Origin of the sequence: Psychrobacter sp. AOP5-GZ1-6 (assembly GCF_052376345.1) — a bacterium.
GTDB lineage: Bacteria > Pseudomonadota > Gammaproteobacteria > Pseudomonadales > Moraxellaceae > Psychrobacter.
This window is the reverse complement of sequence record NZ_JBQSVP010000024.1, coordinates 1-26,327: the sequence shown is the minus strand read 5'-3', so window position 1 is coordinate 26,327 and position 26,327 is coordinate 1. Positions and strand designations below refer to the sequence as shown.

Below are 26,327 nucleotides of genomic sequence, written 5' to 3'. Positions count from 1 at the left end.
TTGCTTACTGGTTCGCTCATTATCTTTGACAGGGTTTTTAGTCATCATCATGGTTCGTATATTATCTTACTAACAGTATTGTTTCGGCGTCTTTATCACGAACATTGTCATTATTTGACGACCCATTTATCACTTACTATGCAGGCTCAGCCGTGCTTGCATCGACGCGTTGCAGGACGACCGTCGTCGATTTATACGCTGGTATATGCGAATCTGGTGCATGGGTGTTCAAGTCAAACAAGTCATTGCATTCAGGATAATAAGCGGCAACGGCGTTGGACGCAATATCCATTTCAGTCAATACTAGTGGCCCAAGTATGCGAGGTTGGTCAGTGTTATTTGGACTAGCGTACCGCGTCACCATGACGCTGTCTCCTTTTTGCCAACCTAAACGGCTTATCTCATCGGGATGCATAAACAAAACATCACGGCGATTGGCTTGACGATAGCGATCTTTAAACCCAAAAATCATAGTGTTGAATTGGTCATGACTGCGGACACTGGTCAATTGCCAAATTTTTTGCTCGTTATTTTTTACGTTACCGTTTATGTTGTCTTGTACAGGGTTGCTGCTATCTGTGTTCTGACTCTCATTAAAGACAGATGTCGTTTCTGCCATCTGTGCAGCGACATAGGTAATTGGATATTGCGGCACTTCAAACTGTGCTTTGCCACTATCTGTATTCCATACACGATGACGGGCTGAATGGTACAAATGAAAGCCTCGTTCAGTAGTACGAATACGTTGATTAAAGTCTTCAAAGCCATCGATAGCTTGGGCGACATAGTCACGAACGACGTCGAAGTCTTCGCTCATTGCTTGCCAAGGAATAGACGAGTCAGCGCCAAGTACGTGCGTTGCGATATCTGCGACAATTTGCGATTCAGACTTTAATGTGTCACTGACAGGTTTGAGGTTGCCTTGTGTTGGTACAATCTGACACATGGAGTCTTCGATAGTGGCAAACTGCTCACCTTTATCAGTGATGATGCGCTCGCTGCGTCCTAAACAAGGTAAGATAAGGTTGTTTGAGCTTGGGTATAGCATGGTTTCATTGAGCTTGGTACCCACAAAGATATTAAGCTGTGTTTTGGTCAATGCTTGTTGAATGGCAGTGGTATCAGGTGCTGCCACGGCATAATTACCTCCCATGCCCATGAATATCTTTATTTTACTGTCAATTAATGCTTTTGCGCCTGTTACCACATCGAAGCCGTGTTTTTGCGGCATAGGTTTTTCAAATACTCGTTCTAGACTGTCGAGGAGCTTTTGAGCGGGGCGCTCATGAATACCCATGGTACGGTCGCCTTGCACATTAGAGTGACCACGGACAGGAGATGCACCGCCACCATCTACACCAATCATTCCCATCAGTAATAATAGATTGGTAATCATTGCTACGTTGTCGTCACCTTGTACGTGTTGGGTGATGCCCATACCCCATGTGCAGATAGTCGCTGGACTGTCAGCGACCAGTTTAGCCAGACCGATGATTTCCGCTTGAGGAATACCACAACCGAGCTCTATATCCGCCCATGTTTGCTCTGTAAGCCACTGTTTTAATGGTTCAAACCCTGAAGTATGGGTCGCAATGAAGTCATAGTTGATTTTATCGTTTTCAATCAGCCATTTAGCGATACCTGTCAATAATGCCGCATCCCCACCGATCTGAAGTTGAACCACTTCATCGACCATGTCATTGCTTTGACCTGCTGCCATATGTGTGGGCTTCTGCGGATTTCTAAATTTACTTAGACCTTGTTCGCGCATGGGGTTAATCGAGATGATTCGACACCCTTGCTCGTGAGCGTGAGCAAGCATTTCTAGCATGCGTGGATGATTGGTCGCTGGATTTTGTCCAAACATCAATATCAGCTTGGCTTGCTCAAAATCTTCTAACTTGACCGTTGCTTTACCAATACCCAACTGCCTACCTAACATGACCGAGGTGGGCTCGTGACACATGTTTGAGCAATCGGGTAGGTTATTGGTACCGAAACAGCGTACGAACAGCTGGTACATAAAGGCAGGTTCGTTGGTGACACGGCCTGAGGTATAAAAAAGTGCCTCATCTGGTGAAGCTAGTAGCTTAAACTGCTCAGCGATACGTTGGTACGCAGACTCCCAAGAGATAGCGACATAGCGATCTTGTGTGGCATCGTAATATAATGGCTCGGATAACCGGCCACTGTGTTCTAGCTCGTAGCCTGACCATCCTTGTAGTTCGGTGACCGTATGTCGTGCAAAGAATGCAGCATCGGCTTTTTTGGTCATGGTCTCGCTGGCAAGTACTTTGATGCCATTCTCACAAACATCGATGGCTTTATGGGATTTGTGGTCGGGCCAAGCACAACCAGGACAATCAAAGCCACTTTTGGGTTGGTTACTTTGGAATACACTGGCACTACCACGCAAAAAAGTCTGGTAATCCATTAGTTTACGAGTAGAAGAAAATAGTGCAGGCCAACCGGCAGCAGGATGAGAGTATATAGGGATTTTGCGCATGACAGACCTCACAGTTAAATGGCAATAACTAAGCTGTATAACACTTATATGATATAAGGGGTTGCTAGGGCGTGTCTTCAATTTGAGTATGAAACTTCACATAAGCTAAAAATCGATAATTGCTTGCCAAACTGCATTAAGTCGTTTCGTTAATATATCGGTATTACAGTCTTTGCTGAACTACATTTTTTGGCTACAGTTTGTCTTTTTTAATGAGGACACGTGCTAGTTGTTTTAGACCGTTGACTATGATAACAAAAAAATCTTTAAGAAAGATTAGTTTCCTTAAAGGTTTTTTATAATAAAAGGGTTTGATACCAGTAAGATAAAAATAGTCATTTATCTGATAATTCATCAGGCATTACGCCAGAATTGCTTATCGCTCATATTATTAACAACACAGACCGTGCACGCAATTTCTGTGCTCTTTGAGTAGTAGCATGTCAGTGAGTTGCTTCAAAAGTTAGTATTGCTTAATTCTGAATATTCAAAATACTTATATCTATGAAAGTAATCATAAAAAAACGCCCATTTACAGGGCGTTTTTTATTTTAGAATTCAAATGTGATTGTTTTATAAATCAACTCAAAATCAAACTGTCATCTTCGACTTTTTCGCCGCGTGTTTGCTCAAACATATCTAGCAAATCATGCACAGTCATACCTTTACGAGCATCACCAGAGACATCTAATACCACTTGGCCTTGATGCAGCATAACGGTACGTGTGCCATGCGCTAATGCTTGTTGCATCGAGTGTGTGACCATCATTGTGGTCAGCTTATTGTCCGTTACAATCTTATCAGTCAGCTCTAGTACAAAAGCAGCTGTTTTGGGGTCAAGTGCCGCAGTATGTTCATCTAATAATAGTATTTTAGAGGGCTGTAACGATGCCATGAGTAGACTGACGGCTTGTCGTTGACCACCGGATAATAGACCCATACGGTCGGTCAGACGGTTTTCTAGTCCAAGCTTTAGAACGGAGAGTTTTTCTCTAAATAAGTCTCGGTTGCTTGGGTTGAGTGCAAAACTTAAACCACGTTTGCCACCACGCTTATAAGCCAGTGCCATGTTTTCTTCGATAGTGAGTGCTTCACAAGTTCCAGCCATTGGATCTTGAAACACACGGGCAACCCAATGCGCACGTTGGTGTGCTGTTTTTTTGGTGACATCAATACCGTTCAATGAAATACTGCCACTATCTACGCGAGTAGTACCGCTTACTGCATTCAAAAAAGTAGATTTACCAGCACCATTGGTACCGATGACAGTCACAAATTCACCATCTGCAATGTTTAAATTGATACCGCGTAGTGCAGGGTTTTCAATGGGCGTTCCGGGATTAAAGGTCAACCGCAAATCTGTAGCTTGCATCATAATCATTATTCCTTATGGTTGCACATTGACATTAAGCTCGAACTTTACGACTTAAGAATTTATTTTTCGCTTTTGGCAATACCAAGGCAAATACCACGAGTAGCGCTGTAATCAAGTTCAAATCCTGCGGGCCAAAGCCAATACTACGCAGCGTATCACTCGATAGCGCGACCTGAATAAATAGCTTGTACAGCACAGCACCGACGACCACAGCAAAGGTAATCAGCCAGATACGCTTGGCAGGTATAATGGTTTCGCCGATGATGACCGCTGCTAGACCGATGACAATTGTACCGATACCGATAGAAATGTCTGCGCCACCTTGGGTCTGTACAAACAGGGCGCCTGCTAGTGCGATCAGACCGTTAGAGACTGCCATACCGACGATGGTCATCCATGAGGTATTGATGCCTTGAGCCTGAGCCATTCTTAGGTTTGAGCCAGTTGCACGCATCGACAGACCTGATTCGGTACTATAAAACCAGTTTAAAAACAGCATAGCCAGCAGCACAACCATACCGATAATTAAACAACGCATCCAATAACCATTGCCATCGGTCACCAAGGCGCTAAACACCGTAGTTTCACCCAATAGCGGTAAGTTTGGTGCGCCCATGATACGTAAATTGACAGAGTAAAGCGCCACCATCACTAAAATACTGGCAAGCAGTTGCAGGATACCAAGTTTGACATGCAACCAAGCCGTGACGATACCAGCGACTGCGCCTGCCAACATGCCAAACGCACAGGCTAGCCATGGGTTGATACCAGCGATGATGGATATACCAGCGACTGCACCACCTAGTGGAAAGCTACCATCAGCGGTTAAGTCGGGGAAATCTAGCGTACGAAACGAAATCAGCACACCAAGTGCAACGAGGCCATAAATTAGACCGCTTTCAAGCGCACCAAAAAAAGCAATTAAGGACATAAGAGATCAGTAAGTCATAACCAAGCGTTTAGTGAATAATATTCTAGTGATATATTCTCTAATCAATCCTATATAAATCAGATACGGCATCAAGCTTGTTTAGTCTACTAATTGTAGTACTTTCACTCGTCTGCTTTGTATCTCAATTATCTTGAACTGACTGTATCAATGAATATCAGCTAAACAGCTAAGCGGTGAATTTAACAGATTAAGCAATCTGCGGTTAGGGTAAACCAAAACATGTCACGATGAACGACTATCATAAGTTACCTTGGTTCAAAGCTTTGATATAAAAGATAGCTCATTTAGAAAGCACACAACATACTTGATATTGACTAAGTGCTTTATAAATAAGCCAAATAAAAATGTTTAAGCAGTAGTATTTAAAAAAATCACTTAAACAACAGTCTCTTAAACAAGAATCCCAGCCTACTGGTTCATAGCTGGGTTTCTTGTTTAAATGTTTATTTATGGCTGTATTATAGGCCAAATATAAAAGTGCGTTATTCTACCACTTCTTTTGCATTATCGATAACGGCTTGTGGCAATGTGATACCTTCAGCGGTGGCATTTGTTGGGCTAACATATAAATTAAGTGCTTGTGGCGTATAAACTGGAATCTCGCCTGCTTTTTCGCCGTTTAAAATACGCACGACAATTTTACCTGTTTCGCGTCCCAATTGATAATAGTCAACGCCTAATGCCGCCACTGCACCACGTGCAACTGAGCTAGTATCAGAGGCAATGAGTGGGATTTTACTTTCTTTGGCTACTTGAAACAGTGACTCATACGCTGATACCACATTGTTATCTGTTGAAGTGTAAATCATGTCGACTTTACCTTCTAGACTACGCGCTGCCATTGGAATATCGTTACTACGCTGGGCAGGGGCTTCAAGCACATTGATACCAAGTGGTGTTAGCTTTTCTTTTAGATTTTTGAGAATAATGGTTGAGTTTACTTCGCCTGGACTATAGACATAACCCACATTTTTGAGGTTAGGAATGATCTGGCGCATTAACTCGATTTGTGGCTCGTAAGGAAGCGCATCAGAGCCGCCTGTGACGTTGGTACCAGAACCATCTAATTTAGGTACCAATTTGGCTTCGACTGGGTCGGTCACAGCAGAGAATACCAAAGGAATGGTACTGGTAGCAGCTGCAACCGACTGTGCTGATGGTGTACCAATGGCAACAATAACATCTGAGCTGTCTGCCACAAACTGTTTGGCAATCTGCCCAGCTGTTGCAGTATTACCCTGTGCGCTTTGGAAATTAACGGTTAGGTTTTCACCGTCTTTAAAGCCCGCCTCATTTAGCTCATCGATGACACCCTTGCGTACATCATCAAGCGCTGGATGCTCAACAATAGCTGTAATAGCGACATTTTTCATCTCTGTTGCGGCATCGCCAGTGGCACTGTCAGCACTAACAGTATCTTGTGCTGATTGATTACAACCAGTCAAAATAGCGGTACAGACGCCGCCTAATAATAGTGCCTTACTAAAATTAAAATGACCAAAACGGTTTTGATACAACATGGGTCTCACTCCTAAAAGCAATAATGTGTCCATACATTATTTAATGGGTAAATAAAGGTTAAAGCACATCATTTATATAGATGGCAAAGTGTTACTTAAGTTAGTACTACTTATCAGTACTCTGCGCTTCTTTATCAACATTGATGGCATTTTTTAACAAGTCATCTGTCAAGCTTACGCCTTGTTCTGCACCGTGTTTTGGGCTTGCGTATAAAGTTAAAGTATTCATGACTTCAGGCTTGATTGTATTGATAGCTTCACCATTGAGCACACGATAAACCATCTTGCCTGTGGTACGACCAAAGTCATAGTCATTGACACCAAGTGCCGCAGTAGCACCGCGTCTCACACTAAACTCATCTGAGGCAATAATTGGAATATCTAGCTCATTGGCGGCACCTGCCATGGCTTCAAACCCAGAGACGACATTATTGTCTAAAGAGGTGTAAATAACATCAGCGCGACCAGAGAGGCTGCGTGTTGCCATAGCAACATCCGTTGGACGATTGGCGGTCACATCTAATATCTCAAGTCCACGTGCTGGTGCAAGTTCTTTAAGCTGATTGAGTACCACTACAGAATTAATTTCACCTGGGCTATAGACGTAGCCTATGGTTTTAGCATTGGGTACAATTTTTTGAATATTGTCTAACTGCGGCGCAATAGGAAGCTCACTAGATAAGCCTGTCACATTAGATTGGATAGGTACCGCATTTGCATCGATAAGCTTTGCGGCAACAGGGTCTGAGATAGCGGTATAGATGACGGGGACAGTTTTGGTTGAGGCCACGATTGATTGAGCAGAAGGTGTTGAGATTGCCACGATGGCATCTGGATTGTCTCCTGCGAACTGTTTGGCAATCTGACCCGCAGTCGCTGTGTTTCCTTGTGCGCTTTGGAAGTTAATCGTTAGGTTTTGACCTTCGATATAGCCATTATCAGCTAACTCATCTATGATGCCGCGACGCATCTCATCTAGAGAAGGGTGTTCGACGATTTGAGTGATGGCCAATGTTTTGGCGGGCTTGTCAGATGTGGCAGCGTTATTGGCTGTGGCGGTATCATCGGTATTTGAGCAGCCTATTAGGCCAAGAGTACTGATGGCACCAATAGCAACGCTGCACAGGCTTAAGCGTAGAGTAGAAGTAATGGTCATTATTAGTCTGGCTCATAGGTTAGAGAATGCAGGTTAGCCGAATGACAGCAGTATCAGTTCTGTGATGTCAGTTCTGCGATAGTAGGCTAACATTGGGGTGATCAATTTTATGATCATGATGGCTATATTATGACAGCAATGTAACTTATCGCAATAAAAAATTAAGGAGTCTTAGTCATAGCCATATTTGGAAAGTTGATTATTATTAATATAAATAAAGAATCACTAACTGGGTTAAAATAAAGCAAACTTGCCTAATGATCGTATTTGAAAAAATTTAAGGTCGTAAATATTATGAGATTATTAAACCAATCATTCACACTCCTATCAGGTGTGATAGTTTTGACCGCTCTGACTTTTGGAGTAGCAAATGCCAATAATGAATATGCTATGGAACAAGCCCAACAATCTAGCACAGACGCGCGCGCCAGCGTAGCTATGGCAGAAGCAGAAGCAGCGCTAGCAAAAGCAACAGCTGATGAATACGAAGCTAGAGCAGAAGCTCTTGCGAAAGTAGCAGAAACGGCAAAAGCTAATGCATACAAAGCTAGAGCAGAAGCCATTAAAAAAACAGAAGCATACGAAAAAATAAAAGCAGAATTAAAAAAAGTAGAGCTAAATGAATTGAGAGAGCAGTCGCTATTAGACACACATTGAGCGACTACCCATAGTTAAGCATTAAAGCCTACAGCGTAGCAATCAGCAACCCTCATATTTGAATGTTCAACAGACTATAGTTATGAGTCAATATGTGAATGCTAAATAATTGTAATTCGCTGCTATCGTTATTAGCTTATCTTAATGCAATAAAAAAGATGCCACTTAGGGCATCTTTTTGTGTATTTGAACGCTCAACAAACGCTAATCAAAGACTCGCCATAAACTACGGAATAGCCAGCCAATTATATAAAAAGGAATCTCTATTATATCTATAAAATATAACCAATCCCATATACTCGAAGGATCTAAACGACTGCTGCGTCGCGAGCGTCTGATATCCGCAGTATATATAAATAGTATGGCACTAAACACACCACTACCGATAGCCACCCAGAGTGCGGTCGTATCTGCTGTAAAAAACCAATAAGCGATTAAACCTAATGCCAAATAAAAGAGAATATCTGCCAAAAGCCTAAGCAATACCAATGTTGTTCTCCGTTATTCAGCAAGATAGCTTATTCAGCACGACAGTTATGCGGATTAGGTCAGCTCTTTTTAGGCAGATATATCTTATGCGAGTACATCACCAACGACACAAGCATCCGGTAAGGTAACGACCGTCAAGCCCGTCTTTGGCTCACCAGTTGATAGCACCATGCCTTCTGATATACCGAATTTCATCTTACGCGGGGCAAGGTTGGTCACACAAATGACCTTTTTATCAACCAATTGCTCAGGCTCATAAAACTTACGAATACCGCTGAACACGTTGCGTGGCTTGTCTTCACCAACATCCAACGTAAACTGTAGAAGCTTGTCCGCGCCTTCTACATGATTGCACTCTAAGACGTGTGCTACTTTCATCTCAACTTTGGCAAAGTCTTCGATACCAATATAATCGGCTTGCTCAGTATCAACGTCTGTTGTTTGCGCTTTGTCTTTTACGGCAGGCTTGCTATTATCGGACACAGCTGGAGCGTCTGCTTGTGCGAGAGAGGCTTTTGAATCTTCAATCATTGCTTCAATGTCTTTTGCCTCGATCCGTTGCATCAATGGTTTAAACTTATTGATTTTATGACCTAGTAACCACTCATTACGACTGGCAAAGCTTAAGTCGTCTACGTTTAAAAAGCCCTTAGCATTATCGGTCAGTTCTGGTAATACTGGCGCGAGATAAACCATCAATTGACGGAAAATATTAATAGCGACCGAGCAGACGTCTTGAACTTCTTGCTCAGTACCTTCTTGCTTAGCAAGTGACCAAGGTTTTTTACCATCGATATATTCATTGGCTTTGTCTGCACACTGCATGATTAAGCGCATGGCGCGAGAGAACTCACGGTTTTCATAAGCGACCGCGATTTCATCACCCGTTTTAGTAATGTCTTCTAATAGCTCTGACTCGACGCAAACATCCGATAGCATGCCATCGTATTTCTTAACCAAGAACCCTGCACTACGACTGGCGATATTGACTACTTTACCAACCAAGTCAGAGTTAACCTTTTGCATAAAGTCTTCTAAATCAAGGTTGATATCTTCTACTTTGTCAGACAGCTTACTGGCGAAGTAATAACGTAAATACTCAGGGTGTAAGTGTTCAGCGTAAGTTTCGGCCTTAATAAAAGTGCCGCGTGATTTACTCATTTTTTCGCCATTGACCATCAAGAAGCCGTGGGCAAAAACACCAGTTGGTGTGCGTAACTCACTACCAGCTAGCATAGCTGGCCAAAATAAGGCATGGAAATAAACGATGTCTTTACCGATGAAGTGATAAACCTCGGTTTTATTCTCGTTTTCTTGTGCCCAGTAGCGGTCAAAATCAAGCGCTTGCTCAGTACCTTCACGTTTGTCGCATAGGCTTTTAAAGCTTGCCATATAGCCGACTGGCGCATCTAGCCATACATAGAAGTATTTGTCTGGCTCATCGCTTGGGGTATCTGGAATTTGAAAGCCAAAATAAGGTGCATCACGTGAGATGTCCCAGCTGGTAAGGCCAGCGTCAAACCATTCTTGCAATTTATTTGCCACTGACGTTTGCAAGCGGTTGTCACTGCGTGTCCAGTCTTTTAGGAATTGCTCAAACTCAGGCAAATCAAAGAAATAATGCTTTGAGGTCTTTAGGACTGGTGTGGCATCAGATAGCGTTGAATGTGGGTTTTTAAGTTCGGTAGCGTCGTAGGTAGTACCGCATACTTCACAGTTATCACCATATTGATCAAGGGCACCGCACTCAGGGCATTCTCCTTTGACAAATCGATCGGCTAAAAACAATTTCTTTTCAGGGTCGAATAATTGTTCAACATCCTTTGTGCTAATGTGTCCAGCACTATTAAGACGACGATAAATCAATTCAGAGAAATGCTTGTTTTCCTCTGAGTGAGTAGAATGATAATTGTCAAAATTGACTAAAAATTTGGCAAAATCAGCTTCATGTGACGCTTTTACGGACGCAATTTGTTCTTCTGGCGTTACGCCATTGGCTTCTGCTTTTAGCATGATGGCGGTACCGTGTGCATCATCTGCACAGACATAAGTGACCTGATGGCCTTGTGCCTTCATCGCACGTACCCAGATGTCTGTCTGAATATATTCTACAAGATGCCCCAAATGGATATAGCCATTGGCGTAGGGCAGCGCACTGGTTACTAAAATCTCACGCACTTTTATCACCTATATTTTTATATAAACGGGTTGATTATCAAACGTCTTAGCAGTTTATGGCCATTGGACGCGATGTTATCAATACTAAAAACTTCTAAAAAGAATGAAAACTTAAAAAGTGTGCCTATGATACCGTAATTCGGTTAAATTTGTGACATTCCTCCGTAATTAATCAGGCAATGTATTCTATGTGGCATATAGCGAACTCTTTATTTATCTACTATAAATATTGGCCTTGAACCATAACTGATTGTTGCAAGAACTGTCATGAAAAACCCACCAAGCAATCGCTAAGTGGGTTTTTGGTTAGGCGCCATGGTTTAGATTTTATGATTGAAAATTAAAATAAACCAAACTTAAAATGAACCAAACATTGTCCCTAAAGTGATGACAGTGATGACCGCACCACTGTGTGGCAAGGTATCTAAACCACCGGCTGCCATGACAGCGACTCGGTGCATCAGCTCTGGATCGATACCAGCATTGATGGCCATTCTTAGATAATCTTCGCCCAATGTCGACAGCGCGATACTCAAACCACCAGATGATGAGCCGGTAATACCTGCAAGCGTGGTCATTGCGACAGCTTCTGAGATCAGAGGGTTGTCAGGGTTTAGGTTTAAGATACTATCACGAATGATCAAGAAGCCTGCTAATGAAGCGATAACGGCTCCATAACCCACTTCTGATGCCGTATTGAAAATCGGCAACATAGAGTCGTAAGTACCGCGGTTAATGGTCTTTTGTAGGTTATCCCAATGTCCAATACGGAGTAGGACTAGTACTACACAAGCCACGACCAATGAGATGATAATTGACCATAATCCGAGTGAGCCTGCGATATTCAATTCGGGGAATTGTGTCTGTAAACCGTTGAATTCCATTAATGGAAAAATAATATATGTCAGTATAGCGTTTAAACCGATGACCAATACTAAGGGAATCATCGCAACGGTAAATGAAGTTTGATGCGTATTTAGCGCTTCAGTTTCTTGTGTGTCTGCACTAAGACTACCCACATCTTCATCATCATGTTGACCATAGCCTTCACCTGCAGCATTGGCTTTTCTGGCTCGTGATTGTAACCACATCCAACCACCAATAAACATAACCAAACCACCGATGATGCCTAAAATAGGCGCAGCAAACACGTTGGTATTGTAATAAGGAATGGGAATGGCGTTTTGAATCGCTGGCGTGCCCGGTAGTGCAGTCATCGTAAAGGTAAATGACCCTAGAGCAATGGCTGCTGGAATCAATCGCTTGGGAATATCGGCAGCTTTAAACAAGTCTTTGGCGATTGGGTAGATGGCAAATGCGACGACGAATAATGAGACACCGCCATAGGTCAAAATAGCGCATACCAAAATAACAGCGAGTATGGCTTTGCTAGCACCAAGCTTCTCAACCACGGTGCTGGCAATCGCTGTCGCCGCACCAGAGTCGGCCATCAACCGTCCAAAGAGTGCACCTAATAAAAAAATCGGGAAAAACTTAAGCAAAAATCCGCTCAACGCACCCATAAAAACATCAGTGTAAGCAGGAATACTGCTTAAAAAGTCACCTGATAATACCACGGCCAAAATAGCCATAATCGGTGCCAAAATCAGTACCGAGTAGCCACGATAGGCAAAAAACATTAATAATAATAAAGTGATGACAATAGCGAATGTGCTAAACATAGTTGCCCTCCTTGGCAAAAAAAAGCAGCGAGCTATAACAAGACATTACATGGCCTCGCGTGCTTTTGATGTTATTTTCTAGTCGTTTCTAGAATAGTATGCTAAGTTAGCACATATGCTTTTTATATGATATATCGATATGAAACGTATTAATATATTGCTAATAATGAATATTTTATTGTTTACTGGAGGTAGTGAGCGGGAAGCACAGGCAAACTTTATAAACAGTCAAAATAAGTGTCAATAAAAACTCTCAAAACCAAACATTAAATTTACAAGGAATGTGAATATGTTTAGTGCCATCACTAATATGAGCGTGCAGTTAGTCAATCGCTATTTACCATCCCCATTCGTGTTCTCGATTGTTTTGACCCTCATTGCGTTTGCCGTTGGGCTAGCAACGACTGGTCAGGACATGATTGCGATGGCAGGGCATTGGGGTAATGGCTTGTGGTCGCTGCATAGCTTTGCCATGCAAATGGCATTGGTCCTAGTTACTGGCTACGCATTTGCTAGCGCACCGTTCATTCAACGTTTACTGGACAGTCTTGCCAGTAGAGTGCATTCTCCTACGACCGCCATTATGGTATCAACCTTGGTTGGGCTAGTTGGTTCATGGATTAACTGGGGCTTTGGTCTAATTATCGGAGCAATCTTTGCTAAATCATTGGCAAAAAAAGTCGCCAATGTCGATTACCCTTTACTGGTCGCGGCTGCTTATTCTGGATTTGTGATTTGGCATGGTGGATTTTCGGGGTCGATACCACTGACGCTCAGCTCTGGCGGTGATACGCTACTGACATTGTCTAGTAATACCATGACCGAAGCGGTGCCTTTGTCACAGACCGTATTTGCAGGCTATAACTTGCTACTGGTGGGTTTGCTAATAGTCATTTTGCCTCTCGTTAACCGTTTTATGCATCCCAAAAATCCTACAGTGATCGATCCCAACCTGATCAAGCGAGAAGTGTACATCGCACCCCAAAGAGATACACCAGCCCAAAAGCTAGACGATAGCCGTATTATTGCTGTGATCTTGTTAGCATTAGCGCTGATGTATTACATTAGCGAGTTTGGTACTAATGGATTTAACTTAGGGCTGAACATCGTTATTGGGCTGTTCTTATTTATAGGTTTGCTGTCGCACGGTACGTTAGAACGTTACTATCGCGCCGTGAATTCAGGCATTGGCGGTATTACAGGCATTGTATTATTGTTTCCGTTTTATGGTGGCATCATGGGAATCATGACAGGTGCCAATACCGATGGCATCTCTATCAGTACGCAAGTGACCGAGTTTTTTGTCAATTCTGCTTCTGCAGACAGTTTCCCGATATTTGCATTTTTGAGTGCAGGCTTGGTCAATGTTTTTGTACCATCGGGCGGTGGACAGTTTGCCGTTCAAGGCCCAGTGATGATTCCTGCTGGTATTGAACTGGGTGTCAGTCCAGCTGTGACGGCGATGGCGGTTGCATGGGGTGATGCGTGGACCAATATGATTCAGCCATTTTGGGCATTGCCGCTACTGGGTATTGCAGGTTTGGATGCACGAGCTATCATGGGTTATTGCCTGATCGTGCTGGTGGTATCTGGCGCGATTATCATGAGTGTGTTTTGGCTATTAGTATAACGCTCAAACGAATAGGGTATGTTGAACATTCAAGTATTAGAGCTGCTGAGCCATACAGCGTGCTTTTATATTCATGAGCCGATATATCTATGGGCCGATATATCCATCTACCAAAGTAAGTGACCGTGAAGTGCAGTTTATGCAAAAATCAAAAAATATAAATAACAATCATAGGAGATAAGTATGAGTCGATCAAAAGTATACAGCAGTGCTGCAGAGGCGCTACAAGGCATCGTTAAGGATGGGCAGACGCTCGCAATTGGTGGCTTTGGGCTATGTGGTATTCCAGAGGCATTAATAGAAGCGTTACGTGACAGTGGGGTTAATCATTTGACCTGTATCAGTAACAACGCTGGTGTCGATGATTTCGGTCTAGGGCTATTATTGCAAACTCGCCAAATCAAAAAAATGATCTCATCTTATGTGGGTGAAAACAAAGAGTTTGAGCGCCAGTATCTGGCGGGCGAGTTAGAAGTTGAGTTGACGCCGCAAGGTACACTGGCTGAGAAACTGCGCTCAGGCGGTGCTGGTATTCCTGCGTTTTATACTGCAACAGGCGTAGGTACGTTAGTTGCTGAAGGTAAAGAAACCCGTGACTTTGATGGTCGTACTTATGTGCTAGAGCATTCATTGCGCGCCGATGTTGCCCTAATCAAGGCGCAAAAAGCTGACAAAGCAGGGAACTTGATATTCAACAAGACCGCTCGTAACTTTAATCCAGACTGTGCGATGGCTGGGAAAATGACTATCGTAGAGGTAGAGGAAATCGTAGAGACTGGAATGCTAGATCCAGATGAGGTTCACCTGCCAGGTATCTTCGTTCAGCGTATTGTACTGAATAGCGCTCCCGAAAAACGTATCGAAAAAACCACAACTAAAGCGCTAGAAGGCGTGTAAATAAAACGTAGTCGAAGTCTAGCTGTATGTGACATTAATAGTAGATTTTAGATAGATAGAGCTTAGATAGATAGAGCTTAGACAGCTAATTGATTAGATAACTGGCTGTCTAAATGAATAAAAATAGAATATCGCAAAAAATAAGGAAATCAGCATGGCATGGACAAGAGAACAAATGGCACAACGCGCTGCACAAGAATTGCAAGACGGTTATTACGTAAATCTAGGCATCGGTCTCCCAACGCTTGTAGCCAACTATATTCCAGAAGGCGTAGACGTATGGCTACAGTCAGAGAATGGGCTGCTTGGTATTGGCGAGTTTCCTATGGTAGATAGCGTCGACGCTGATTTGATTAATGCTGGCAAGCAGACAGTAACTGCAGAGGCGGGTGCTAGTTATTTTGGTAGTTCAGACTCTTTTGCAATGATTCGCGGTGGCCATGTTAATTTGGCCATATTGGGTGCGATGGAAGTCTCAGAAAAAGGCGATCTTGCCAACTGGATGATTCCCAAAAAAATGGTCAAAGGAATGGGCGGGGCAATGGATTTGGTTGCAGGCGTGCAGCGCGTGATTGTCCTGATGGAACAAGTCAACAAACACGGTGACCCTAAAATTTTGGCCAACTGTGAGTTACCACTGACGGGAAAAGGCGTGGTTGATCGCATTATTACTGAGCTTGCTGTGTTAGACATCACCGATAGCGGGTTGAAATTGATTGAGCTAGCCGATGGTGTCAGTTTCGAAGAGTTACAAGAAAAAACGCCAGTGAACATTGTGCAGTAATCTTGGTACAGTAGAGTAACGCTCCTAAGACTACTATGTTTTATGCTATAGATACATATGTCGCCAGCGTTATAGTGGCGCATTTATTTAGATCAGGGCGTGTTGAACATTCAAATGTGGTGCTGGCAGTGACTATTTTTTAGACAATATGCAGTGAAATTTTTGATACCTAGTCATTCTAGGTTAAACAATTTCGCCATGTATTGGCAAAAAAGAGTACTGCCCTCCACTCGAGCATAGCTCTCGCCTTGCAAACGGGCAAAGCAGTGCTTTGCTGGATCCGTTCTCAAGGCTGATGCTAAAATCACCCCAAACGTCGTTACAAGCCTAGTTAAGGTCTCGACATTATCGTCGGCTTGCGCCTAGTTTGGTGCAATTTTAGTGATCAGCAGCCCTAATATTTGAATGTTCAACACGCCCTAATCGTTTAGCTCAATTTTTATAAAAACTAATAATATTCTTAGACCATCATAAGGAATCGATATGGCGACCCAATTACAACAAGATTTGACAGGCAAGGTAGCGTTAGTCACTGGCTCTGCAAGTGGTATCGGACGTGACATCGCCGGAACTTACGCAAAAGCAGGTGCAGCGATCGGTATTGCTGATATCAATCTCGAAGCCGCGCAGAAAGCGGTTGATGAGATCGAAGCCGTTGGCGGTCGAGCACGCTCAGGTGACTTAGAAAATAGACGGTGTAGAGAGATCGAAGCCGTTGGCGGTCGAGCACTGGCGATTGAGATGGATGTTACCTCAGAAAATGCGGTAAATGATGGGGTACAACAGCTGGTCGATACGTTTGGCGGAATCGATATTCTGGTATCTAACGCGGGTATCCAAATCATTAACCCTATTGACAAGATGGCGTTTAGCGATTGGAAAAAAATGCTTGATATCCATTTAGATGGCGCTTTTTTGACCACCAAAGCTGCGATTAAGCACATGTATAAAGGTGATAAGGGTGGTACGGTTATCTATATGGGATCGGCACATTCGCATGAAGCCTCACTCTATAAAGCGCCTTATGTGACTGCCAAACATGGACTGCTAGGTCTGTGTCGTGTATTGGCCAAAGAGGGGGCTCAACATAACGTACGCTCACACGTGATTTGTCCAGGATTTGTCAAAACGCCGTTGGTTGAAAAACAGATTCCTGAACAAGCAGCCGAAAAAGGCATCAGTGAAGAGTCAGTGGTCAACGATATCATGCTAGTGAATACGGTCGACAAAGAGTTCACCACGGTCGACGATATTGCCCAATTGGCTTTATTCTTAGCCGCGTTTCCGACTAATGTCTTTACAGGGCAGTCCATCTTAGCCAGCCATGGTTGGTTTATGAACTAAAAAGCGAGCGACCGGTAGTTTTTGGCATCAAGATTTACCTTTACAGTATCTTATCTTTTATTATTATCATTGTTCATCACCACAAGGTCAGTCGTACTGGCGTTGTGGTTTTTTTATGCTCGTAATTCAGCTACACTATCACGATAAAAGGTTTGGCTAAAAAGCTCATAGGCTCACCTTGTTTATTGGATTATCAACGATATCTAGAGCATTGTTTTAGCCTACCCACCCACTTGTATAGGCAGTAATGGTCGCTATGTTTAATTTTATGAAAAAAAATCCCACGAAAAAACCAGAAACGCCAGAACAGCGAGCAGCTCGAGACAGTGCTGTAGACAAGGTATTGCTTGGTTATGAAGTTGGTACGGTTAGTATTGCGACTATGATTACGGGTCTTAATCGTGAAGGTAGTCAGCTCACTTTAGACTTGCGTTTGCCGCAGAACAGCAAGCCTGAAACCATTCAGCAGGAGCTTGGACAGTTACTACATCCGCATGGTATCACCACGATTCATATGAACGTGCGTCTACCAGCACCAGGGAAAGGGGCTGGTTCAACGTTGCCAAAACCAATGCCAAAGACGACCAACGCCATGGATAGTCAGAGTAATGCTGCAGCAAACCCTGATAGTAACAATAACGTCGAGCCACCGATTACGAAAGCAGCACCGACACAATCATCATTAGCAGCACATCCGCGTATTCGTCATATTATCGTGGTAGCGTCTGGTAAAGGTGGTGTCGGTAAGTCAACGACGACCGTCAATATTGCCTTAGCATTACAAAAGCTTGGCAACCGTGTTGGTGTATTGGATGCGGATATCTATGGCCCTAGTATGCCTACTATGTTAGGGGTTGCTGATGTGAAGCCGCAGCTAGAGAACGAGCAGTTTGTGCCGGTCGATGCGCATGGCATGGCGATGCTGTCTATCGGTAGTTTACTTGATGGTGATAATACACCTGTCGCGTGGCGCGGACCAAAAGCCACTGGCGCATTGATGCAGCTATATAATCAAACGAACTGGCCACAGCTGGATTATTTAGTGATTGATATGCCACCAGGTACAGGTGATATTCAGTTGACATTGGCACAGCGTATTCCGGTCACGGGTGCTGTGATTGTGACCACACCGCAGCATGTGGCACTACTGGATGCGCAAAAAGGCGTCGAGATGTTTAACAAGACCAATATTCCGGTACTTGGTGTGGTTGAAAACATGGCACTACATACTTGTAGTAACTGCAATCATACTGAAGCCATCTTTGGGACTGGTGGTGGTGAGTTTATCGCTGAGCAATATCATGTACCACTGTTAGGACAATTGCCACTTGCTAGTAGTATTCGTGCGCAAGTGGATAAAGGCGAACCAAGTGTATTGGCTGATGATGAGTTTGCGCCATATTATCTGAGCATTGCCAAAAATATTGAAGCCAATATCAATAAATTTGCCAAACCTGTCGATGATAAGCGAATTTTTTAAAAGAGAACATTGTGAGCGTAGCTATTTATCAAAGTCATTTAGATACTATCCCCAAGCAATATCAGCTCCTAAAGTTATTTCGACCGCCGATATACGTCATTGGACTGTCAAATAATCAAGTGAGTGCCGTTTGCTACTATAAAGATGGCAGTAACAAACGCCATCAAGTTAATGCGAATTTTAGCAATCGCCGAATGGTGATTGCTGATTTTTTGCTAGCAGTACAAGCTATTACTGATTTATTGCTTAAGTTTCCCAAGCATCGGTTTGGAGTAAGTGGTTTTGCAGCAGTCAATGTCACTGAAGAGTTAGCAGGCGGATTGACAATGATAGAGATTAAAGCCATTACAGAAGCCGTTTGGGCTGCCGCAAGACAAGCCAAAAGAGGAATAGTTAGTAGCACAGTCAGCTACCAAGGACAGCCAGTAGCTGTAAATGAATAGTGACTTAGAAAAATTTGGCTGGGACCTAAAAAATTAGCTGAAAATGGCTAGTATTGAATCAACGCTACTATAAATTTCGCCATCAATTCCGTATAATCGTCGCTATTAAATACTTTCTAAGGAACAAGAATGTCTATCAAGTCTGACCGCTGGATTCGTAAAATGGCCGAAGAGCATGGCATGATTGAGCCGTATGAACCAGGTCAAGTACGTTTTAATGATTCAGGCGAGCGTTTAGTTAGCTACGGTACTTCAAGCTATGGCTATGATGTACGCTGTGCGCCTGAGTTTAAAGTCTTTACTAACGTACATTCAGTCGTGGTTGACCCTAAAAACTTCGATGAAAAAAGCTTTATTGATATCGTGGGCGATGAGTGTATCATTCCGCCTAACTCATTTGCACTGGCACGTACGGTGGAATATTTCCGTATTCCACGTGATGTACTGACTATTTGCCTAGGTAAATCAACCTATGCACGTTGCGGTATTATCGTTAACGTCACGCCACTTGAGCCAGAGTGGGAAGGTCATGTGACTTTAGAGTTTAGTAATACCACCAATTTACCAGCACGTATCTATGCTGGAGAAGGGGTTGCGCAAATGCTATTTTTCCAAAGTGATGCGGACGATGTCTGTGAGACCAGTTATAAAGACCGTGGTGGTAAATACCAAGGTCAACGCGGTGTGACGTTACCAAGAACATAGATAATGTCTTGGGTAAGCTACAACACAAAAAAAGCCCGTCATATCTAATATGACGGGCTTTTTGGTGCAGAAAAACCAGTTATTTTAATACCTTTAAACCCGCTTTGTTATCACGTTTTGGCTTAGGCGCAGTAGAAGTGTTCTTTTTAACAGCAGTATCTGAGCCTTCTTCGGGCTCATAGTTGTCATATTCATTAGGGTCAAAAAACATACCTTGTGAGTTTTCTTTTGCATAGATACCCATCACCGCAGTCAGTGGTATCCAAATCTCTTGTGAGACGCCGCCGAAACGCGCACTGAAATTAATATAATCATTACCCATATGCATATTACCAGTCGCACGGCTAGCAATATTGAGTACGATACGCCCGTCTTGTACATGTTCTCTTGGAATCTGTAAATTGTCAGCAGTGGCGTCAACCATCAAATAAGGGGTAAGGAGGTTGTCTTCTATCCACTGGTATAGTCCACGTACCATATAAGGACGGGTAGGGGTAATAGAGGTCGTTTCACTCATCTGATGATTTCCTATACAAATTATGTCTGGTGATTAAAAATGTCTTATTTAGTAACTTATCACGCGATAAACGCTGTTTGATGTTGGTTTTATTTGTAGTTATTTTAGGGCAGCTTTTAATACTTGTCTAATCACTGCACGCTTTTTTGAAAGCTGCCACGCTCAAACACTCTTGTTTGATATTCGAACAACGGACGGCTGATCGCGCGTGGTAGCTCGATACCCATTTCATCTAGTCGCCATAGCAGTGGTGCTAATAGCACATCACACCAGCCAAACTCATCGGCCATAAAATAGGGTTTATGAGCAAAGAGTGGGGATAAAGTAATAAGGGAATCGCTTAACTGCTTTTTAGCAATGGCAGCTTGTGCTTTATTAAAACTGTCTGGATGCATCAATAGGCGCTTACCAAGTACAAGCCAATCATGTTGAATTCGCCAAGCCAATTGCCGAAACTGTGCACGCTCTTGTGGCGTCTCAGGCAGTAGTTTATTGGTATGATAACGCTCTTCTAGGTACTCAAAAATGACATTAATTTCATAGAGCGCAATCTCACGCTGCTGTAGTACAGGCAAGGTATGATAAGGGTTGAGCTCGGTCAAATCTTCAGGACGTTCAGAGTGTAAACGTGATAAATAATAAGCGAGATTTTTTTCTTCAAGTAATAGGCGTACCACATGACTGTTGTAGCCGTCATCAGCATATAGAATTAGCTGACTACTTGGAATGTCGTTCGCATCGATCATGAAAGCCTAATGTTAATAGTGAAGGTTGTCATCGTAAACAAAGTTGTCCTGTTTATCAAGGTAACGTACGTAAACATTGATATTGAGCGTTTTATTTGTCTATTTTGGTTGATGGAGCGTTTGGTGTTCATTATTGATTATTATAATAGAAAAAAGGCACTACCAAAGTAGTGCCTAATATCTTGCTTGGTTTTGATGTTTTTAGTATTGGCTTATTTTACATCTTTCCAGAACTCTTTATTCAATAAGTAAACTGGAATCAATAAGACCAATAAGAACAAAATAACGAAGAAACCAATTACTTGGCGGTCATGGCGAGCAGGTTCGCCCATCCATGCCATAAAGTTAACCAAATCGCCAACCTCACTCTCAAACTCTTCTTGGCTCAACTCTTCTTGCATGTTATGCAAGACATGAGGCATGGCTGCGTTCGCTAGTACTAAGTTGTTAGCACCCCAAGGACGGCTTGGATCTTCATAGAACGACAGTAGGTAAGTATATACCCAATCATCGCCACGCAGTCGTGTCTCAAGTGATAGGTCAGGAGGCGCTGCACCAAACCAAGCTGCTTGGACTTCAGGGTCAATTTCAGCATTGATATGGTCACCAATTTGATCAGTGGTTACCATTAGATACTTTTCAACCAACTCAGGTGGTATTTCTAAATCTTGAGCAATGCGAGAATGACGAACGTACTTAGCTGAGTGGCAACCCGCACAGTAGTTCATAAAGGTTTTCGCACCGTTTTGTAGTGAGCCCTTATTGGTAAAATCAATAGGGGCTGTACTACAAGCTAAATGCTCTTCGACACCATCGGCGTTTACGAATGTACCACATCCGTGACCGCCAGCTGCCATTGCAGTACCAGCAGTCAAACTCAATGCCGCGCCTAAGCCTAGACCAGCTAGGGATTTAATTAGCGTGTTCATTAGTGACCTCCGGTAACGCGTTCTGGTGGCTGTTTACACTTTTCAATGGCAGTGTAAAATGGCATCAATAAGAAGAATAAGAAATAGAGCACTGTACATATACGAGCCATGAGTGTTGCTGTTGGCGTCGTTGGCGTGGCACCTAAGTAACCCAATATGATAAAGCTGATGGCAAACACAGTCAGTGCAATTTTAGACAAGATGCCTTTATAACGTATTGAGCGTACTGGTGATCTATCAAGCCATGGTATTAAGAACAGTACGGCAATTGCGGCACCCATTGCGATAACACCACCAAGCTTATCAGGAACGGCACGTAAGATGGCATAGAATGGCGTGTAGTACCATACTGGTGCAATATGCGCTGGTGTTTTCAGTGAGTTCGCTGTCTCAAAGTTTGGTGGCTCAAGGAAGAATCCACCACCTTCTGGGAAGAAGAATACCACTGCAAAGAAACAAATAAAGAAGACCACAATACCAACCATGTCATGCACAGTGTAGTAAGGATGGAACTCGATACCATCTAATGGTATGCCATTCTTATCTTTTAGCTTTTTGATGTCGATACCATCAGGGTTGTTCGAACCAACATGATGTAGCGCCACAATATGCATAAATACTAAGCCTACCAAGACTAGTGGAATAGCCACTACGTGTAGTGCAAAGAAGCGGTTTAGGGTAATACCTGAGATGATATAATCACCGCGTACCCATTCAGCAAGACCGTCACCAATCACTGGTAGAGCAGCAGGAAGGTTCAAAATAACCTGAGCACCCCAAAATGACATGTTACCCCAAGGTAGTAGATAACCAAAGAAGCCTTCTGCCATAAGTGCTAGGTAAATACCCATACCGATGAGCCAAATAAGCTCACGGGGTTTCTGATATGAACCATATAGCAAGGCTCTGAACATATGCAGATAGACCACGACAAAGAACGCAGATGCGCCAGTGGAGTGCATATAACGAATGAGCCAACCACCTTTTACATCACGCATGATATATTCAACAGACGCAAATGCCCCTTCGGCACTTGGGTTGTACATCATCGTCAACCATATACCAGTCACTAATTGGTTGACCAATACAATCATTGATAATACGCCAAAGAAATACCAAAAGTTAAAGTTCTTTGGTGCGTAGTACTTTGACATATGGTATTCATAGGTTTCAGTCGCAGGAAAACGCGCGTCCACCCAATGCATCAATTTCTTACCAATACTCATATTAAGCCTCCCCAACCGTCAAGATAGTACCATCCATACCATATTCTGGAACAGGTAAATTAAGCGGTGCTGGAACGCCACTAAAGACACGTCCTGCTAAATCATACTTAGAACCATGACAGGGGCAGAAAAATCCGCCGAACCAGTCATTACCACCCAGATCGGCTGCGCCAACATCAGGGCGATAGTTTGGTGCACAGCCCAGATGTGTACAAACACCTTCAACCACCAAAACATCTGGTGAGATAGAGCGTTCTGTATTTTTGCAATATTCAGGTTGTAATGATGCTTCAGAATCTGGATCAGACAGCAAAGGTTTTACAGATTCTAAAGTCGATAACATATCTTCTGTGCGTTTAACCACATAGATAGGCTTACCACGATATTTGACAACAATCATCTGTCCAGCTTCGATAGAACCAATGTCTTGGGTCACTGCAGCCCCTGCAGCCTCAGCTTTAGCGCTTGGATACCAAGAACGGACAAAAGGTGTTGCCACAGCAGCGACTCCAACTGCACCAATCGCGGCAGTTGAGGCAATAAGAACTCTACGGCGTTGTACGTTAACGCCTTCGGCTTGGCTCATTAATACTTCCTCCAGGTGAATGAAATGGGATTATCCCACACTGGGTTTGTGGCTTAGAAAATATACAATATCAAGCCACTTTGGCTATGCCTAATTTTGCTAATTGTTGCTATTCTAAGCTATTTCGGTGATAAAATAAATTATTGCGTTAAAAATAAAGCAACCTCAATAGGGTATATTATAAGGTTGAAAGTGATAATCACCGCAAAACGTCTAGAGGTATTACTGTCTAACATCCATCCTTTACGAGGATTGTAGACGTAATGACCTTAAAATTAATAAGGATATTTAGCAATAGCGAATGATACTTGAAAATTAGGTAACTTTCACTATATAACTGCTTTGTAAGTAGCTATAAGTAAATAATCACCACTTCATATCATAAAGTGGTGATTATTTCTGATAATTAAGTACCTGTCACCATAAATAAGCTGCTATCGCAAAATATCAAGTATGCTTTAACCTTCAAGCGTACTCCAACGCTCTAACTTGACCATCATCTCATCTTCTATAGCCAATAATCGCTCGCTAGCCGCTGTTGCTGCAGTGATATCAGTAGTGAACCAAGAACCATCTGCCAGCTGTTCTTGCAATTGATTTTGCTCAGTTTCTAATGCTGCGATTTCTTTTGGTAGATTATCCAGTTCGCGTTGCTCATTAAAATTAAGCTTTTTGGCCACTTTATTGGGTTTTGCAGCCGTTGGTTTGCTGGCTGTTTTAACTGCGGTATTGCTTACGGGCGCTCTAGCTGCCTTGGCTGCTTGTTCACGGTTTTTTTGTACCAGATATTCTTGGTAGCCGCCAACATACTCACTGACGACCCCTTTGCCGTCTTCATCTTCGTCAAATACCCATGTTGAGGTAACAACGTTATCCATAAATGAGCGATCATGGCTGATAAGCAAAATCGTTCCGCCAAAGCTGGCAACTGATTCTTCTAATAGCTCAAGTGTCGCCATGTCCAAATCATTGGTTGGCTCATCGAGTACGAGAATGTTGGCAGGTTTTAATAGTTGTTTGGCAAGTAGCACACGGTTACGTTCACCACCTGATAGTGCCTTGACAGGAGTACGTGCACGCTCTGGGGCAAATAAGAAGTCTTGCAAGTAGCTCATGATGTGTGTCTTGCGACCACCCACTTCTACAAAATCTGAGCCTTCTGAGACATTTTGTGCCACACTAGCTTCAAGGTCTAACTGATCGCGTAGCTGGTCGAAAAATGCAATTTTTAAATTGGTACCCAATTCGACGTTACCAGATTTTGTGACTTCGTCATCAGACATATCGAGTAGAGCTTTAATAAGTGTGGTTTTACCTGCACCGTTAGGTCCGACAATCCCGATTTTATCACCACGCATGATAGTCGTGGTAAAGTCATCAACCAGCACGTTGCCATCATACTCAAGATGTAAGTTTTTGACTTTACAGACGAGCTTGCCGCTTTTCTCACCTTGACCCATGGTGATATTCACATTACCGACTTGCTCACGACGGGCGCTACGCTCTTCGCGCAGTGCTTTTAGATCGCGAACACGACCTTCATTACGGGTGCGGCGGGCTTTGATACCTTGACGAATCCAAACTTCTTCTTGCGCCAGTTTTTTATCAAAGTTAGCGTTATTTTTTTCTTCAGCCAATAACTGTAGTTCTTTTAGCTCTTGATAGCGTGCATAACCACCTTCGCCTTGGGTGACATCATAGCTGGTCAACTGCCCACGATCTAGCTCAATGATACGAGTCGATAGTTTATTCACGAACGCTCTATCATGGGTCACGAATAATAGTGTCAGACCTTGCCAATCTAATAAAAAGTGCTCTAACCACTCAATACTATCAACGTCTAAATGGTTGGTCGGCTCATCGAGGAGGAGTACATCAGGTTTGGTAACCAATGAGCGTGCTAATAGCACACGACGTTTACGACCACCTGACAATGAAGACAAGTCGTCTTCTGGGTCTAGCCCCATGGTTTTGATAAGACGAGTTGCTTCACGTTCCAAATCCCAACCGTGTACGGCATCGATATCATGCTGCAACTCCGCCATACGCTCGCAAGCAGCCATGTCGCCATTCGCACACAAATCGGTCTGTTCGTTGTAGTTGATCAACAGATCAGCAGTACGTCGGCTACCACCCATCACAATGTCTAGGATGCGACCACTACTTTCAGGTACGTCTTGTTCTAGCATCGCAATACGTACGCTACTATTAATAATAACTTCGCCACTATCAGGTTGCAGTGAGCCATTGATCAGTTTAAACAAAGTAGACTTACCTTCGCCATTACGACCGATCAAACAGACACGTTCGCCTGCTTCAATCGAAAAGTCAATGCCATCAAGAATAGGAGCAACGCCAAAAGCGAGGTGAATATCTTTTAAATGTATCAGTGCCATAGAATATCTTAAGCTTATATAATAGTGAGGTAGGGGTTGTTGCAGAATTGCTAGCAGTATAACATGCCACTACATAACTGTAGTGAGTGTAAATGGTTTTATGCACACTATTTATAGCTACTATATTTA

22 protein-coding genes are annotated in these 26,327 nt (G+C 43.1%); 8 read left to right on the top strand and 14 right to left on the bottom strand.

All coding sequences use genetic code 11. The features are described 5' to 3' along the window. Positions 1-136 precede the first annotated feature (136 nt). The 5 genes from ACT3RN_RS05285 to ACT3RN_RS05265 all read right to left on the bottom strand — a co-directional run bounded on the left by ACT3RN_RS05285 (position 137) and on the right by ACT3RN_RS05265 (position 7,509). A complete protein-coding gene (locus ACT3RN_RS05285; RefSeq protein ID WP_192519548.1) occupies positions 137-2,506 on the bottom strand; it encodes an FdhF/YdeP family oxidoreductase in 2,370 nt (789 codons plus the stop codon). A 580-nt stretch (positions 2,507-3,086) separates the two neighbouring features. After that, on the bottom strand, positions 3,087-3,881 hold the full coding sequence (locus ACT3RN_RS05280; protein ID WP_192519549.1) for an ABC transporter ATP-binding protein: 795 nt from the start codon (positions 3,879-3,881) through the stop codon (positions 3,087-3,089). A 31-nt stretch (positions 3,882-3,912) separates the two neighbouring features. Further along, positions 3,913-4,812 (bottom strand): ABC transporter permease, encoded by a 900-nt coding sequence (locus ACT3RN_RS05275; RefSeq protein WP_192519550.1) that lies wholly within the window; start codon positions 4,810-4,812, stop codon positions 3,913-3,915. A gap of 503 nt (positions 4,813-5,315) precedes the next feature. Continuing rightward, the gene (locus ACT3RN_RS05270) at positions 5,316-6,353 is read right to left on the bottom strand and encodes an ABC transporter substrate-binding protein (protein ID WP_192519551.1); all 1,038 of its coding nucleotides are present in this window, start codon (positions 6,351-6,353) and stop codon (positions 5,316-5,318) included. A gap of 106 nt (positions 6,354-6,459) precedes the next feature. Then, positions 6,460-7,509: an ABC transporter substrate-binding protein gene (locus ACT3RN_RS05265; protein WP_192519552.1), complete on the bottom strand. Its 1,050-nt coding sequence runs from the start codon at positions 7,507-7,509 to the stop codon at positions 6,460-6,462. A 267-nt stretch (positions 7,510-7,776) separates the two neighbouring features. Here ACT3RN_RS05265 and ACT3RN_RS05260 point away from each other — a divergent pair, with 267 nt between their 5' ends. Continuing rightward, positions 7,777-8,166 (top strand): hypothetical protein, encoded by a 390-nt coding sequence (locus ACT3RN_RS05260; RefSeq protein ID WP_192520350.1) that lies wholly within the window; start codon positions 7,777-7,779, stop codon positions 8,164-8,166. Positions 8,167-8,370: 204 nt separating this feature from the next. Here the strand turns inward: ACT3RN_RS05260 and ACT3RN_RS05255 are convergent, their stop codons facing one another. The 3 genes from ACT3RN_RS05255 to ACT3RN_RS05245 form a co-directional block, all read right to left on the bottom strand. Further along, entirely contained in the window at positions 8,371-8,637 is a 267-nt protein-coding gene (locus ACT3RN_RS05255) for a hypothetical protein (RefSeq protein WP_444518516.1), read from the bottom strand. 102 nt (positions 8,638-8,739) lie between these two features. Then, on the bottom strand, positions 8,740-10,833 hold the full coding sequence (metG, locus tag ACT3RN_RS05250; RefSeq protein ID WP_192520351.1) for a methionine--tRNA ligase: 2,094 nt from the start codon (positions 10,831-10,833) through the stop codon (positions 8,740-8,742). A 356-nt stretch (positions 10,834-11,189) separates the two neighbouring features. After that, positions 11,190-12,515, bottom strand: coding sequence for a GntP family permease (locus tag ACT3RN_RS05245; protein ID WP_192520352.1), 1,326 nt, complete (start codon positions 12,513-12,515; stop codon positions 11,190-11,192). A 289-nt stretch (positions 12,516-12,804) separates the two neighbouring features. On the opposite strand from ACT3RN_RS05245, the gene ACT3RN_RS05240 reads away from it, so the two are divergent. From ACT3RN_RS05240 to dcd, 7 genes are all read left to right on the top strand, one after another. Then, positions 12,805-14,145, top strand: coding sequence for a short-chain fatty acid transporter (locus tag ACT3RN_RS05240; protein ID WP_192520353.1), 1,341 nt, complete (start codon positions 12,805-12,807; stop codon positions 14,143-14,145). 183 nt (positions 14,146-14,328) lie between these two features. Continuing rightward, complete coding sequence (locus ACT3RN_RS05235) at positions 14,329-15,042, top strand: CoA transferase subunit A (protein WP_192520354.1); 714 nt, start codon at positions 14,329-14,331, stop codon at positions 15,040-15,042. A 154-nt stretch (positions 15,043-15,196) separates the two neighbouring features. Then, on the top strand, positions 15,197-15,826 hold the full coding sequence (locus ACT3RN_RS05230) for a CoA transferase subunit B (protein ID WP_192520355.1): 630 nt from the start codon (positions 15,197-15,199) through the stop codon (positions 15,824-15,826). A 483-nt stretch (positions 15,827-16,309) separates the two neighbouring features. Continuing rightward, entirely contained in the window at positions 16,310-17,170 is an 861-nt protein-coding gene (locus ACT3RN_RS05225; RefSeq protein ID WP_444518515.1) for a 3-hydroxybutyrate dehydrogenase, read from the top strand. Positions 17,171-17,426: 256 nt separating this feature from the next. Then, positions 17,427-18,650 carry an iron-sulfur cluster carrier protein ApbC gene (apbC, locus tag ACT3RN_RS05220; protein WP_192520092.1) on the top strand — a complete coding sequence of 408 codons (1,224 nt, stop codon included), beginning with the start codon at positions 17,427-17,429 and terminating at the stop codon, positions 18,648-18,650. Positions 18,651-18,661: 11 nt separating this feature from the next. Next, positions 18,662-19,093, top strand: coding sequence for a hypothetical protein (locus ACT3RN_RS05215; protein ID WP_192520093.1), 432 nt, complete (start codon positions 18,662-18,664; stop codon positions 19,091-19,093). 129 nt (positions 19,094-19,222) lie between these two features. Further along, positions 19,223-19,798: a dCTP deaminase gene (gene dcd, locus ACT3RN_RS05210; RefSeq protein WP_192520094.1), complete on the top strand. Its 576-nt coding sequence runs from the start codon at positions 19,223-19,225 to the stop codon at positions 19,796-19,798. Between the two features lie 79 nt (positions 19,799-19,877). On the opposite strand, the gene ACT3RN_RS05205 is transcribed toward dcd, so the two are convergent. The 6 genes from ACT3RN_RS05205 to abc-f form a co-directional block, all read right to left on the bottom strand. After that, the gene (locus ACT3RN_RS05205) at positions 19,878-20,315 is read right to left on the bottom strand and encodes a ClpXP protease specificity-enhancing factor (protein ID WP_192520095.1); all 438 of its coding nucleotides are present in this window, start codon (positions 20,313-20,315) and stop codon (positions 19,878-19,880) included. 131 nt (positions 20,316-20,446) lie between these two features. Next, positions 20,447-21,061: a glutathione S-transferase N-terminal domain-containing protein gene (locus tag ACT3RN_RS05200; protein WP_192520096.1), complete on the bottom strand. Its 615-nt coding sequence runs from the start codon at positions 21,059-21,061 to the stop codon at positions 20,447-20,449. Between the two features lie 212 nt (positions 21,062-21,273). Next, positions 21,274-21,990 (bottom strand): cytochrome c1, encoded by a 717-nt coding sequence (locus ACT3RN_RS05195; protein WP_192520097.1) that lies wholly within the window; start codon positions 21,988-21,990, stop codon positions 21,274-21,276. Continuing rightward, positions 21,990-23,195, bottom strand: a complete 1,206-nt coding sequence (locus ACT3RN_RS05190; RefSeq protein ID WP_192520100.1) for a cytochrome b — start codon at positions 23,193-23,195, stop codon at positions 21,990-21,992. Before ACT3RN_RS05190 ends, ACT3RN_RS05195 begins: the two co-directional genes overlap by 1 nt. Before the next feature lie 22 nt (positions 23,196-23,217). Then, entirely contained in the window at positions 23,218-23,802 is a 585-nt protein-coding gene (petA, locus tag ACT3RN_RS05185; protein ID WP_192520098.1) for a ubiquinol-cytochrome c reductase iron-sulfur subunit, read from the bottom strand. Positions 23,803-24,260: 458 nt separating this feature from the next. Beyond that, positions 24,261-26,198 (bottom strand): ribosomal protection-like ABC-F family protein, encoded by a 1,938-nt coding sequence (abc-f, locus tag ACT3RN_RS05180; RefSeq protein ID WP_192520099.1) that lies wholly within the window; start codon positions 26,196-26,198, stop codon positions 24,261-24,263. Positions 26,199-26,327: the final 129 nt, after the last annotated feature.

What these genes read in the sequence shown, in the direction of transcription:
- ACT3RN_RS05285 (WP_192519548.1), bottom strand. Translation starts at nt 2,506, where the DNA reads ATGCGCAAAATCCCTATATACTCTCATCCTGCTGCCGGTTGGCCTGCA.
- ACT3RN_RS05280 (WP_192519549.1), bottom strand. Translation starts at nt 3,881, where the DNA reads ATGATGCAAGCTACAGATTTGCGGTTGACCTTTAATCCCGGAACGCCC.
- ACT3RN_RS05275 (WP_192519550.1), bottom strand. Translation starts at nt 4,812, where the DNA reads ATGTCCTTAATTGCTTTTTTTGGTGCGCTTGAAAGCGGTCTAATTTAT.
- ACT3RN_RS05270 (WP_192519551.1), bottom strand. Translation starts at nt 6,353, where the DNA reads ATGTTGTATCAAAACCGTTTTGGTCATTTTAATTTTAGTAAGGCACTA.
- ACT3RN_RS05265 (WP_192519552.1), bottom strand. Translation starts at nt 7,509, where the DNA reads ATGACCATTACTTCTACTCTACGCTTAAGCCTGTGCAGCGTTGCTATT.
- ACT3RN_RS05245 (WP_192520352.1), bottom strand. Translation starts at nt 12,515, where the DNA reads ATGTTTAGCACATTCGCTATTGTCATCACTTTATTATTATTAATGTTT.
- ACT3RN_RS05240 (WP_192520353.1), top strand. Translation starts at nt 12,805, where the DNA reads ATGTTTAGTGCCATCACTAATATGAGCGTGCAGTTAGTCAATCGCTAT.
- ACT3RN_RS05235 (WP_192520354.1), top strand. Translation starts at nt 14,329, where the DNA reads ATGAGTCGATCAAAAGTATACAGCAGTGCTGCAGAGGCGCTACAAGGC.
- ACT3RN_RS05230 (WP_192520355.1), top strand. Translation starts at nt 15,197, where the DNA reads ATGGCATGGACAAGAGAACAAATGGCACAACGCGCTGCACAAGAATTG.
- ACT3RN_RS05225 (WP_444518515.1), top strand. Translation starts at nt 16,310, where the DNA reads ATGGCGACCCAATTACAACAAGATTTGACAGGCAAGGTAGCGTTAGTC.
- apbC (WP_192520092.1), top strand. Translation starts at nt 17,427, where the DNA reads ATGTTTAATTTTATGAAAAAAAATCCCACGAAAAAACCAGAAACGCCA.
- dcd (WP_192520094.1), top strand. Translation starts at nt 19,223, where the DNA reads ATGTCTATCAAGTCTGACCGCTGGATTCGTAAAATGGCCGAAGAGCAT.
- ACT3RN_RS05205 (WP_192520095.1), bottom strand. Translation starts at nt 20,315, where the DNA reads ATGAGTGAAACGACCTCTATTACCCCTACCCGTCCTTATATGGTACGT.
- ACT3RN_RS05200 (WP_192520096.1), bottom strand. Translation starts at nt 21,061, where the DNA reads ATGATCGATGCGAACGACATTCCAAGTAGTCAGCTAATTCTATATGCT.
- ACT3RN_RS05195 (WP_192520097.1), bottom strand. Translation starts at nt 21,990, where the DNA reads ATGAACACGCTAATTAAATCCCTAGCTGGTCTAGGCTTAGGCGCGGCA.
- ACT3RN_RS05190 (WP_192520100.1), bottom strand. Translation starts at nt 23,195, where the DNA reads ATGCATTGGGTGGACGCGCGTTTTCCTGCGACTGAAACCTATGAATAC.
- petA (WP_192520098.1), bottom strand. Translation starts at nt 23,802, where the DNA reads ATGAGCCAAGCCGAAGGCGTTAACGTACAACGCCGTAGAGTTCTTATT.
- abc-f (WP_192520099.1), bottom strand. Translation starts at nt 26,198, where the DNA reads ATGGCACTGATACATTTAAAAGATATTCACCTCGCTTTTGGCGTTGCT.